The organism is Spiroplasma endosymbiont of Asaphidion curtum, from assembly GCF_964031085.1.
GTDB lineage: Bacteria > Bacillota_I > Bacilli_A > Mycoplasmatales > Nriv7 > Nriv7.
In genome coordinates this window covers 691,599-704,204 of sequence record NZ_OZ035001.1, presented here as the reverse complement: position 1 = coordinate 704,204, position 12,606 = coordinate 691,599, and the positions used below count along the sequence as shown (strand labels likewise).

The following is a 12,606-nucleotide window of genomic DNA, read 5'->3' as shown; positions in this document are numbered from 1 at the left end:
AAACTTAGCATCATGAAATTTTTATATGAGATTTTTTGCAATTTTATTTACTTGCACTTACAAGTATAATTCAGCAATTTACAAAAAACAAAATTCCTATAAAATATATTTAAAATAGAAATTATAAGGAATTTAAGATTATGAAATTTGATAAATTTAATTTTATTAATGATAAAGAATTATTACGATTAACTGGAATAAAGCAAAGTACTTTTAATAAAATGTTAAATATTTTAAAAGAAGCTGAGTTAAAAAAGTTTAAAAGAGGTGGTAAAAATAATAAATTATCATTAGAAAATAGATTATTGATGACTTTATCATATTGACGAGAATATCGTACTTATTTTCATCTTGGTAAAAGTTTTGATATTAGTGAAGCTAGTTGTTATCGAAATATCAAGTGAATTGAAGATATTTTAATCAAACATCCTGATTTTCAACAACTTGCTGGTAAAAAAGCATTAATAAATGATTATTTTAATGATAAAACAATTATTATTGATGCTACAGAAACACCCATTCAACGCCCAAAAAAAGACAAAAACAATCTTATTCAGGAAAAAAGAAAAAACACACTATTAAAACACAAGTAATTATTGAAAAAGAAAGCAAAATAATTATTGCAACAAATTTTTCTCTCGGTAAAAAGCATGATTTTTGTTTATTTAAAGAATCAAAAATCCCAATTTTAAAAAATACTAAATTAATAGTTGATAATGGTTATCAAGGAATACAAAAAATTCATAGTAATGTTCTAATACCTAAGAAAAAAACAAAGAAAAACCCTTTAAATAAAGAACAAAAACATAATAATAAATTAATTTCAAAAATGAGAATTATTATTGAAAATATTTTTGCTATTCTTAAAAAATTTAAAATTATTACTGAAAAATATCGTAATCGTAGAAAACGATTTAGTTTAAGATTTAATTTAATTGCTTCAATTTATAATTTGCAATTATAGATAACATAAAATATTTATTTAAAATTAAATTTAAATAATAAAATAATTTTTTGTTGTGTCAAAATTTACACATTTAATAAAATCCATAAGTATTAACCTAATAAAAGTTAGAAATTACTATATAGTATTTTTTATTTACAAATAATTTGTAATTATTTTAATAAGTAATGCAAGAAGTCTACTAACATTATTTCAATAGGCATATAAAGAAAACCCTAAACCTAAAAAAATAACTAATGATAAATAAATTATCCCCGTTTTAATATAATTATTTTTAATCGTACCAACAATATCATTAACAGTAATTCAATCTTTCTTTGCTAAGGGATGATACAAATAAAAAATTCCCATAATTCCTAAACTACTCTCAGCTAAACCAATAGTAAATGAAATTGCCATAATAGTTCGTACTAATCCATTCATCTTCGCCCCATAATATTTAATTATTAAATAAATAAGAACAAACTGAAAAACTGAACCTAAAAATGTTCCAATAATTCCTAACAGTGTATTAAAAAAACTTTTGCTTGTTGAATACATTGGCCATTCCCCTTCAATTTAAATCATTTTATCACAAACTTAATTAATTTCTCTGCTATTTATTTCTAATATCTTATCAATATCTGGTAAAACAAATTGTTTATTATTTAAATAATCCAAAGGAACTGGTAAATTTTTAAACTCTAACTTATAAGCAAAAAGCATAATGCGATCATTTAAATTATATTTAGAACCATATTTAATGTCACCCACAATCGGTGTTTTTAAATACTCACAAGATGCTCTAATTTGATGTTTTCTTCCCGTAATAAGTTGGATCTCATATCAACTAAACTTTAATACTCTTTTAAACAATTTAAACTTGGTTACTACTGCTTTACAATTTAGCAATCCTAATTTAGGACTAAACACCATTTTTCCTTGTATAACATCTTGAAATATATAGCCTTTAACAACTAATGGTAATTCCTTATTAGTAGCTAATAACGCTAAATATTTTTTAGTAATATTATTTTGATTTCAAAATTGATGAAAAATATTTAAAGCAATTTTCTTTTTCGCATAAATTACTAAACCTCTTGTTAATTTATCTAAACGATGCACATGACTAATAGTAAAAGAATAACTTTCATTAATTTGCAAATACTTACGAACTGCTAAATCTAAACAATCACCCACGGGATGATGAATTAAAACATTATGGGGTTTATCAACAATTAAAATATATTCATCTTCATAAATAATTGTCAAAACAATTTGACTAGCAAATTCCTTTTTTACTTCATCTTTGAAAGTTAAATTATCTAAAACAATAATTGTATCATTAGGTTTTAAATAATACTTCAAATCAGTAATAACTTTACCATTTAATTTTATCTTTTTTAAACGAAATAACTTATAAATTAATCGTAAAGGAACAGTATTAAAAGTTTTACGCATAAATTTAATAATTGTTTGATGAGCATCATTTTCATCAATAACAAATTGTACCATCCTAAGTTGCAACCAAAACCGTATAACTAATCAAGTTATTGATTAAATGAATTACAAATGAATATGTTACATTTTCACGACTAAAAATAAATAGTAATGATAACGACAAAGAAAAACCTAAATAACTAAAAATATTTTGAATATCGCCACCCAATCGGACATGTATTCAAACAAAGTAAAAAGAAGAAATAAAAAATCCCAATCAACGATATCTTGATAACATAAAAATACTATGTCTAGTTGCTAATTCTTCCAATAATGGTGCTGTAATAACAACCATAATAAATAAACCAATCTTGCCGCTAATAGTAGTTAAAGACTTTTCAATTTTAATTTGATTAACAGATTTCTTAGCACCAATAGCATCATTAATAAATTTAAAAAAAACATTAATTTGAAAAATAATTAACAAAGAAATAATAGTCACAATAGCAACTAATAGCATATTATAAAGTAATGTATTACCAATCTTACTTGCTAACTGCTTACTAAAAAACAAAATTATAAAAATTGTTACTAATCCAGTAATGCTTTGTATAAAAGAACTAAGAGCATAACCGGCATTTGTAAGTTCTATTTTATTACCAACTTGCTCATAAAATAATGACGATGTTTTAATAAAAATAGCAAAGAAAATACTACTAACTGCTTGGGAAATCACAAATAAATAAATTGCTCATGCACCACTATTAATAAATTTTTTTGCATCTTCAACCATTAATCATCCAAAACTAAAACCATACGAAACTAAATTAAGGATTAAAAATAAAAAAATATAGTTATTATTATTTAAAACATAAATCCGAAGTAAATCAAAAAATATTGGAAGAATAAAAACTGTTATAAGAAATAAACAAGTACTAACTTTAGAAAACAGTTTATAATTATAAACCTGTAAATCATCAACAAAAGTTTTTGGAACTTGATACTTAGGTCTATATCATTTGCGCGATTTTAATTGTTGGGAATGCGAAAAACTTTCAGAACTCATCTTTAAACCTTACTCCATTTTTATATTCTTATACAATTATTATACATTTATATAGTATATGTGTATATAATTAATTTATTAAAAGGAGGAAATTATAAATGTTTCAAAGAAAAGAATTAAATTATTCGTTAGATGCTCTAGAACCAATTATATCTAAAGAAACAATGGATTATCATTACAACAAACATCACAAAGCATATGAAGATGGTTTAAATAATACTCTTGCAAAATTAGAAAATAACAACAAACCTACCGATCTAAATCAATTAATGCGCGACTATTTAACATTACCAAATGAATGCCATGTTGGTATTCGCCAATTCGGCGGCGGATTAATTAATCACAACTTCTTTTTTAGTATTCTAGCTAAAGACAAACCAATTAGTAATGGTAAATTAAAAACTCTTATTGAAGAAACTTATGGGTCAATGGAAAAATGACAAGAAAAAATGCGTGATGCTGCCTTACAAGTCTTTGGTAGTGGTTGAACATGATTATTAATTGATCGTAACGGTAAATTAAAAATTTTTAACACCTTTAACCAAGATAATCCTTGATTTTTAAAATCCTATCCTTTAATAGGTATTGATGTTTGAGAACATGCTTATTATATTGACTATCGCAACGATCGTAAAACTTATGTAACTAAATTTTTTGATATTATTAACTGAGAAGAAGTTGAAAAACTATATGACACTTATTTAAAAAATAATTCTAAATAATACTAATTTTAATAAAAAAGATGAATTCATTAGACTTCTTGCATTACTTATTTATTAAACAAAATTCCTATAAAATATATTTAAAATAGAAATTATAAGGAATTTAAGATTATGAAATTTGATAAATTTAATTTTATTAATGATAAAGAATTATTACGATTAACTGGAATAAAGCAAAGTACTTTTAATAAAATGTTAAATATTTTAAAAGAAGCTGAGTTAAAAAAGTTTAAAAGAGGTGGTAAAAATAATAAATTATCATTAGAAAATAGATTATTGATGACTTTATCATATTGACGAGAATATCGTACTTATTTTCATCTTGGTAAAAGTTTTGATATTAGTGAAGCTAGTTGTTATCGAAATATCAAGTGAATTGAAGATATTTTAATCAAACATCCTGATTTTCAACAACTTGCTGGTAAAAAAGCATTAATAAATGATTATTTTAATGATAAAACAATTATTATTGATGCTACAGAAACACCCATTCAACGCCCAAAAAAAGACAAAAACAATCTTATTCAGGAAAAAAGAAAAAACACACTATTAAAACACAAGTAATTATTGAAAAAGAAAGCAAAATAATTATTGCAACAAATTTTTCTCTCGGTAAAAAGCATGATTTTTGTTTATTTAAAGAATCAAAAATCCCAATTTTAAAAAATACTAAATTAATAGTTGATAATGGTTATCAAGGAATACAAAAAATTCATAGTAATGTTCTAATACCTAAGAAAAAAACAAAGAAAAACCCTTTAAATAAAGAACAAAAACATAATAATAAATTAATTTCAAAAATGAGAATTATTATTGAAAATATTTTTGCTATTCTTAAAAAATTTAAAATTATTACTGAAAAATATCGTAATCGTAGAAAACGATTTAGTTTAAGATTTAATTTAATTGCTTCAATTTATAATTTGCAATTATAGATAACATAAAATATTTATTTAAAATTAAATTTAAATAATAAAATAATTTTTTGTTGTGTCAAAATTTACACATTTAATAAAATCCATAAGTATTAACCTAATAAAAGTTAGAAATTACTATTATAGTATTTTTTATTTACAAATAATTTGTAATTATTTTAATAAGTAATGCAAGAAGTCTATTGAATTATTGCAATAATTTCACCAGCTTTAACAGAACCTAATTTAATATTAGTAATTTTTTTACCTTTTAAACTATCAGGTAAAAAAATTAACGGTGATTGGTTTGATTTAATTTCACCAGCAATTTTACTTCAATTAACAACTGCTAATAATTCATTAGCCTTTACTTTTTGACCTTGCTTAACTTTCGGTTCAAACCCCTTACCTTTTAAATTAACCGTATCTAAACCAATGTGTAATAAACAATCTACTTTTGTTCAATGTTGAATTCCATAAGCATGATTCGTAGGAAATACTGAGGTTATCCTACCTGCAAACGGTGCATAAAACTCATCAGCAGCAGGAATTAATGCTACACCATCACCTAACATCTTTTCATTAAACACTTCATCATCAACATCAGTAATATTAATTACTTCACCATCTACTGGTGATAAAACTTCAATTTGCTTTTTTTTAAAAAAATTACAAAAACTAAACATTTAATTATTTTCCTTTCATATATTGTATACATCTTTAAATTATATGTGAAAAAATCACTTTTGTCATTAAAACAAAAGTGATATATCCCCCATCTTACCTTAATAATTTATTTTATAATATTAAATCCAACATTATAACTAAGACCTGTTGCTAAATAATGCTTTTGCATTTTATTACTTTACAAATACACATCTAAATAACTAGTTAAAGGCCGATCAACGCCAAATTGTAAAGTTAAGTGCAACTAAATTATTTTTCTAACCAAATATTCGATTGGTGAAAGATAATTTAGTATTTTTCTTGGTCTTTGGTTTAAAGACAATATAAATTTATGAACTGCATTTTTAGTAGTATTTGAAAAATTAAATTTTTTAGGAAATTTTTCTCTAATTAAACCATTAGTATTTTCATTAGTACCTCTTTGTCAAGGCGAATACGCATTAGCAAAATAAATTTTCACATTTAAATTTTTTTCAAGTTGTTGTCAATTAGAAAATTCTTTACCCCTATCAAATGTTATAGTCTTAACAAGATTATTTGGAAGAATTGATAAATAATGGCTAATGTTTTCGTTAACAACTTTAGTAGTTCTATTTTCAACTAACATTGCTAAAGTAAATCTTGATGTTCTTTCAACTAAAGTTATTAAACATGATTTACTTTTACCTCGTGATGATACTACAGTATCACCTTCTCAATGACCAACAGTTATACGATTATTAACATTAATATTTCGTTCTTTAATTGATTTACTATTAAATTTACCGCGATTTTCTTGAGATTTTCGTTTCTTACCTTTTCTTCTTAAATTTTTATTAGTAACTTTTTCAAGTAATCCAGAATAAATTCAATTGTAAATTGTTTTAAAACTAATAATTCATTCTTTATGAAAATTTTTAATTCTGCCATAAATTTGTTCAGGCGATCAACCTAATAGTAATTTTTGTTGTACATATTTTACTAATTCTCTATTTTTAAACTTATGAAAATAAACATGTGATTGTTTTCTGTTTTCTGCTTTATTTTGTGCAATTAATGAAAAATAATGATTACTATCTTTATTTCTATTGACTTCTCGAATAATAGTACTAATACTTCGATTAAGATTTTTAGCTATTTCACTAATTTTTACTTTAAACTTCAATTGATTCTCAATATAAATTCTTTCATATATGCCAAGATGTTTGTAACCCATATAAAAACTCCTTGCTTTGTTTTTTCTAAAATAAACTTAGCATCATGAAATTTTTATATGAGATTTTTTGCAATTTTATTTACTTGCACTTACAAGTATAATTCAGCAAATAATAAAATAATTTTTTGTTGTGTCAAAATTTACACATTTAATAAAATCCATAAGTATTAACCTAATAAAAGTTAGAAATTACTATATAGTATTTTTTATTTACAAATAATTTGTAATTATTTTAATAAGTAATGCAAGAAGTCTATTAAATATTTTTATTTAAATAATAAATTTATTTTTGTTTTACTTTCAACATCATTGTATTTAATGATAACATTTTTTATTTCTTCCTCTGATGACATATAAAATAAATCAATATCTTCAAATTCTATTTTTGTTTTGTCAAATTCGCTAGTATCAGTATTTTCAATTTTTATTTCTCTAATAAAACTCTTAAGTGTTTTTATAATTTCTTTCCGTTTTTTTGAATCATCATCTATTACAAAAATATATTTGTTCTTGTTAATTATATTTGCAATTTCGTCAGCAAATTGTTGGTCTGTTGCTTTTTGTAATATTTTTGTAGTTGGTGTTTCATCAACTGGTTTATTGTTTTCTTTTGGTTTTTCTCCATCACAAGCAATAACATTGCTCGTTCCGATTGCAGTTAAAATAACTGCACCCCAAATGCTTAGTAATTTTTTCATATTGATCAAATCCTTTTCGTGAATTTTTGTTAATTAATAAATTTTTATAGTAATCACTCAACATTTTCTTTTTCTTAAAGACTTGGTACATAACCCTCAATTTTATCTACTATTTTGATAATATTATTTTCTAGGTGAAGCACAAATGTTAGATAAATATAAAGATGAAAGTGAATTTTATAGTTTGGTAGGTGCAAAATGTTATAGTTATGTACCAAGTCTAATAATTCCGGCACTAATAAGCATTGCTGAAATAATCACATAAGCCGGTCAACCAATTCTTAAATGAGTATGTCCTATAAGACAAATAACAATTCCGGCAACAAAAAATAATGATGAAATTCCAAAAACTTTTAAAAACATAATAATGTCTTTAATACCAAATTTTGACATAAAAAACTCCTTTCTACTTTGCAAGAGAAAGGAACAGATGGTACAATATACCAGGGAAGGAATTAGTATCGTTAATTCCTTTCTCATATGTAAATTATACACAAAAAAGAAATTATTTTAATAAAATAATTTCTTTTTTTAAGACGATATTTTTTTAAAACGCTATTTTTTTTTTATCAAAATCATAATTATAATTACAATAGCAACAAAAATAAAGATTTTAAATAAAGGACCCATATATATATATATATATATATATATATATATATATATATATATTAAACTAGAATCTTATTTCACCACGAGATGTGGCACGAAACAAATTAGCGGCACGAACAGTTTTTGCCGTAGTAGTCAAATAACGACGATGTGCCTTAGTATTTTTAACTTTTTTACGAAATGCCATTTTAAATTACCTCCTTATATGTAATAATAAACCTAAGGAAAAAAAGGTACTACTTTTTATCCTTAACAATACGCTTTAAAGCTTTAATTCTTTCATGAAGGATATGTTGTTTATTACCAAGCAAGTTAACATATCCTACACCGGATTCTTGAACAGAAGCAATCAATTTAAATTTCGCATTAACAATGCGATTTTTTTTATAGCTTCTAAATGTTCAGCATTCTGTTTTTCATAAAGACGATCAAAATAACGCGGAGGTTGAAGTTTCAACAAACCTTTATCAATACTCAAATTAATAACATCATATTGATAAACATCTTCAAAATTATCTTCAAAATACTTTTTACCAATACCTTTACTCATAAACAACTTCTCGGGTTCAATACCTAACTCTTCATAAGCTAATTTATTAGCTTTTTTTAAAATATAACGAGCAACATAACCAGCACTCTGATAATTAACCCGACCAATTTTATGCATACCTTTTCCTCAAATCCGATCAACCAATTCACTAATAAAGTACGAATTACCCAATTTAGAGACCTCTCCGGTCAACTGAATATCCAAATTCACAAGGGAGACCGAAGAAACAGACGTAATAATGGGGGCTCCTGTGTACGAGAACCATATTTCGAACTTGCCAAGTACTTAATATTCTTAATACCATCACGATAAAAACGTTTTCGCAAAGAATTAATAATTTTTTTTAAATCAGAATATTTACAAGTATATCTGCCGGGCGCATAAAGTTTTGTTAGGTGGGCAAATATTTGAATAAGTATTAAGACAGTCAGTAATGATTGTCTTTTTATTTTATAAGGTGTTAAAAATTTGTTCTTTGAAAATTAAATACAAGTGAGTTAATAATGTTGGTATGTATTAAAACACGATAAATTGTGGGTGGTCGCCATAAGCAAAAGAAGTTTACCAGTTAATAGATAACACCCTATTAGCTATAGCAATTTGTTTCATTTTGCAATAAAAAAATGAATGGGTGGATTTCCTAAAAATATACACGCTATTAAATTAGTTCCAAGGGTAGGCTAAATAGTTGAATTAAATTATATAAGGATGGAAATCATCAAGAATTAATCAAAAACATTCGTAATGTTGTTAAAAATGAATTAAATAAAGATATTAAAACAATTTTAAGAAAGGCGAGTAATTATTTCAATAATAATAAGCATGGTATTCATCATCAAAATTTAGAATGAAATATCGGTTGTAGCATTGAAAGTGATGTATCACATTTAATAAAACAACAATTAGGATATGGAGCAAAAATATATAATCATAAGAATTTAAATAACCTATTACATTTAAGAATGGCAAATTTAAACAAATTAAATGTATTGCATTATATTAATGAAAATATTAATTCAGAAATAGAAATCAGAAAAGAAATATATAAAACTTCATTATGAAATAAATATAATAATAAAAATGATGATAGTTGAATTAATTATAAAGGTAATATTGTAACAAATAAATATAATAGATTTAAGTAAGTAAAAATATAAAATTAATATATATTTAGTTAAAATTTAATAATAATTAATAATTTTTATTGTGTGAAAATTCAATAATATGATAAAATGGTAATGAATAAAAATGACAATAACAAGAAAGGTATGGTTAGTTTAGTAATTAAATAATATAATTAGCTGATTGTTTTACTTCTTAAAAGCAATACCTAAGAAAACTAAACGCGACCCTCTCTTTCTATATATTTATAAATTTCTTGCTACATATGATATAATTATTAGCGAAGTTAAAATTTATAAATAAAATGGGGTATAAAAATGTTTACTGATTTTTTGGCGAATCGTATTACTAAAGCTATCAAGAAAAATATTAAGGCATCAACTTTAACAGAGCAAAATATGGAAGCTACTTTAAGTGAAATTAAACTTGCTTTATTAGAGGCTGATGTTAATTTTAATGTTGTAAAAGAATTTGTTAATAATGTTCGTGATCTAGCGAAGGGAGAGTTTATTCTTGAAGGTTTAAAACCTGAACAAATGTTAATTAAAATTGTTCATAATGAGTTAATTCGTATTATGGGACATAAAGAACATTTATTGAATCTTAATAAACGACCAACAGTTATTATGATGGTTGGATTACAAGGAAGTGGAAAAACAACCACAACAGCTAAGTTAGCAAATTTATTACGAAAAAAGTATCATAAGAATTCTTTATTAGTTGCTTGTGATGTGTATCGACCAGCAGCCATTGAACAGTTAAAATCGTTAGGTAAGCAATTAGACATTCCTTTATTTTCATTGGATGATGAAAAGGATGTTGTTAAAATTGCTAACAATGCTCTTAATTATGCATTTGAAAATAAGTTTGATGTTGTTATTGTTGATACAGCAGGAAGATTGCATATTGATAGCGTATTAATGGATGAATTATCTAATTTAAAACAAAATATTAATCCCCAAGAAATTATTATTGTTGTTGATGCGATGACAGGACAAGAAATAATTAATGTTACTGAACGGTTTCATCAATATCTTAATTTAACAGGAACAATTCTTTCTAAATTAGATGGTGATGCTCGTGGTGGGGCAGCACTTTCTATTAGTCATTTAACTAAAATTCCGATTATGTTTGCTGGTACCGGAGAAAAGGTTGAAGCATTAGATATTTTTTATCCTGAAAGAATGGCTGACCGAATTTTAGGGATGGGTGATGTTCAAAGTTTAGTTGAAAAAGCTCAAGATGTTGTTGATGAAAGATCAATTCAGAAAACAATGAATCGGATGATGATGGGACAATTTGATTTAGATGATTTAGCTAATCAAATGAAACAAATGTCAAAGATGGGTAAACTTTCGGGAATAATTAAAATGATTCCCGGAGTTAATAATCTTAGTGATGCCAAAATTGAAGGTGCTGAAAGTAAACTATTAGTTACAAGAGCATTATTAGATTCAATGACTAAAAAAGAACGAAGAGATCCACGACTTTTAAAACATTTAAAAAGAAAAAATCGGATTGTTAGAGGTTCGGGACGAAATGAAAAAGAATTTAATAATTTAATAAATCAATTTGAAAAAGCTAAAAAAAGTGTTGATGCAATGGCAAAACAAATTAAATCAGGAAGAATGCCAGATTTTAATAAGTTTAAAAGATAAAGAATTTCTAATTCTTAACTAAGGATTAGAAATTCTTTTATTTTTATTTATTTTATGTCATGATTATCTTTTTGAAAGTAAGTATTTTAAAATTTCTGAAGATAAATTAGCATCGCTTATATTAGTCAGCATGTTGCCTCCTTGATAAATTAAATCGGTCATTGAACCATTATAATTGGATGTAATTCCAAAAGTAAATCCTCAATGTGGTAGTTTGTTGTAGATTTGTTTTTATTAGGCTTCTTGCATTACTTATTAAAATAATTACAAATTATTTGTAAATAAAAAATACTATATAGTAATTTCTAACTTTTATTAGGTTAATACTTATGGATTTTATTAAATGTGTAAATTTTGACACAACAAAAAATTATTTTATTAGACTTCTTGCATTACTTATTAAAATAATTACAAATTATTTGTAAATAAAAAATACTATATAGTAATTTCTAACTTTTATTAGGTTAATACTTATGGATTTTATTAAATGTGTAAATTTTGACACAACAAAAAATTATTTTATTAGCTGAATTATACTTGTAAGTGCAAGTAAATAAAATTGCAAAAAATCTCATATAAAAATTTCATGATGCTAAGTTTATTTTAGAAAAAACAAAGCAAGGAGTTTTTATATGGGTTACAAACATCTTGGCATATATGAAAGAATTTATATTGAGAATCAATTGAAGTTTAAAGTAAAAATTAGTGAAATAGCTAAAAATCTTAATCGAAGTATTAGTACTATTATTCGAGAAGTCAATAGAAATAAAGATAGTAATCATTATTTTTCATTAATTGCACAAAATAAAGCAGAAAACAGAAAACAATCACATGTTTATTTTCATAAGTTTAAAAATAGAGAATTAGTAAAATATGTACAACAAAAATTACTATTAGGTTGATCGCCTGAACAAATTTATGGCAGAATGCTGAATTATACTTGTAAGTGCAAGTAAATAAAATTGCAAAAAATCTCATATAAAAATTTCATGATGCTAA

At 24.2% G+C, this 12,606-nt stretch carries 15 protein-coding genes; 6 read left to right on the top strand and 9 right to left on the bottom strand.

Going from position 1 to position 12,606, the window contains the following annotated elements; genetic code table 4:
* The first annotated feature begins 140 nt into the window (after positions 1-140).
* A protein-coding gene (locus AAHJ00_RS04120) for an IS5 family transposase (RefSeq protein WP_342223477.1) occupies positions 141-964 on the top strand; the annotation gives its coding sequence in 2 pieces (ribosomal slippage) (positions 141-537 and positions 537-964; 825 coding nt in all).
* A 135-nt stretch (positions 965-1,099) separates the two neighbouring features.
* Here the strand turns inward: AAHJ00_RS04120 and AAHJ00_RS04115 are convergent.
* The 3 genes from AAHJ00_RS04115 to AAHJ00_RS04105 are packed head-to-tail and all read right to left on the bottom strand — an operon-like array spanning position 1,100 to position 3,449.
* Complete coding sequence (locus tag AAHJ00_RS04115) at positions 1,100-1,504, bottom strand: hypothetical protein (RefSeq protein WP_342223509.1); 405 nt, start codon at positions 1,502-1,504, stop codon at positions 1,100-1,102.
* Positions 1,505-1,543: 39 nt separating this feature from the next.
* Positions 1,544-2,458 (bottom strand): RluA family pseudouridine synthase, encoded by a 915-nt coding sequence (locus tag AAHJ00_RS04110; protein ID WP_342223508.1) that lies wholly within the window; start codon positions 2,456-2,458, stop codon positions 1,544-1,546.
* Between the two features lies 1 nt (position 2,459).
* Positions 2,460-3,449, bottom strand: a complete 990-nt coding sequence (locus AAHJ00_RS04105) for a hypothetical protein (protein ID WP_342223507.1) — start codon at positions 3,447-3,449, stop codon at positions 2,460-2,462.
* Positions 3,450-3,547: 98 nt separating this feature from the next.
* On the opposite strand from AAHJ00_RS04105, the gene AAHJ00_RS04100 reads away from it, so the two are divergent.
* A complete protein-coding gene (locus tag AAHJ00_RS04100; RefSeq protein WP_342223506.1) occupies positions 3,548-4,171 on the top strand; it encodes a superoxide dismutase in 624 nt (207 codons plus the stop codon).
* 111 nt (positions 4,172-4,282) lie between these two features.
* Positions 4,283-5,106 (top strand): IS5 family transposase gene (locus tag AAHJ00_RS04095; RefSeq protein WP_342223477.1). Its coding sequence is split into 2 segments (ribosomal slippage): positions 4,283-4,679 and positions 4,679-5,106, totalling 825 coding nucleotides; the frame shifts between segments, so codons are not numbered across the junction.
* A gap of 179 nt (positions 5,107-5,285) precedes the next feature.
* Here the strand turns inward: AAHJ00_RS04095 and AAHJ00_RS04090 are convergent.
* From AAHJ00_RS04090 to AAHJ00_RS04065, 6 genes are all read right to left on the bottom strand, one after another.
* The gene (locus AAHJ00_RS04090) at positions 5,286-5,771 is read right to left on the bottom strand and encodes a PTS glucose transporter subunit IIA (RefSeq protein ID WP_342223505.1); all 486 of its coding nucleotides are present in this window, start codon (positions 5,769-5,771) and stop codon (positions 5,286-5,288) included.
* 245 nt (positions 5,772-6,016) lie between these two features.
* Complete coding sequence (locus tag AAHJ00_RS04085) at positions 6,017-6,967, bottom strand: IS30 family transposase (protein WP_342223504.1); 951 nt, start codon at positions 6,965-6,967, stop codon at positions 6,017-6,019.
* Positions 6,968-7,233: 266 nt separating this feature from the next.
* A complete protein-coding gene (locus tag AAHJ00_RS04080; RefSeq protein ID WP_342223503.1) occupies positions 7,234-7,665 on the bottom strand; it encodes a lipoprotein in 432 nt (143 codons plus the stop codon).
* A gap of 207 nt (positions 7,666-7,872) precedes the next feature.
* Complete coding sequence (locus AAHJ00_RS04075) at positions 7,873-8,058, bottom strand: hypothetical protein (protein ID WP_342223502.1); 186 nt, start codon at positions 8,056-8,058, stop codon at positions 7,873-7,875.
* 283 nt (positions 8,059-8,341) lie between these two features.
* Positions 8,342-8,464, bottom strand: a complete 123-nt coding sequence (locus AAHJ00_RS04070) for a hypothetical protein (protein ID WP_342223501.1) — start codon at positions 8,462-8,464, stop codon at positions 8,342-8,344.
* 135 nt (positions 8,465-8,599) lie between these two features.
* Positions 8,600-8,944: a hypothetical protein gene (locus AAHJ00_RS04065; protein WP_342223500.1), complete on the bottom strand. Its 345-nt coding sequence runs from the start codon at positions 8,942-8,944 to the stop codon at positions 8,600-8,602.
* Between the two features lie 845 nt (positions 8,945-9,789).
* Between AAHJ00_RS04065 and AAHJ00_RS04060 the strand changes: the two genes are divergently transcribed.
* The 3 genes from AAHJ00_RS04060 to AAHJ00_RS04050 all read left to right on the top strand — a co-directional run bounded on the left by AAHJ00_RS04060 (position 9,790) and on the right by AAHJ00_RS04050 (position 12,563).
* Positions 9,790-9,972: a hypothetical protein gene (locus tag AAHJ00_RS04060; RefSeq protein WP_342223499.1), complete on the top strand. Its 183-nt coding sequence runs from the start codon at positions 9,790-9,792 to the stop codon at positions 9,970-9,972.
* A gap of 294 nt (positions 9,973-10,266) precedes the next feature.
* Positions 10,267-11,607: a signal recognition particle protein gene (gene ffh, locus AAHJ00_RS04055; RefSeq protein WP_342223498.1), complete on the top strand. Its 1,341-nt coding sequence runs from the start codon at positions 10,267-10,269 to the stop codon at positions 11,605-11,607.
* Positions 11,608-12,239: 632 nt separating this feature from the next.
* A complete protein-coding gene (locus tag AAHJ00_RS04050) occupies positions 12,240-12,563 on the top strand; it encodes a helix-turn-helix domain-containing protein (protein WP_342223497.1) in 324 nt (107 codons plus the stop codon).
* Positions 12,564-12,606: the final 43 nt, after the last annotated feature.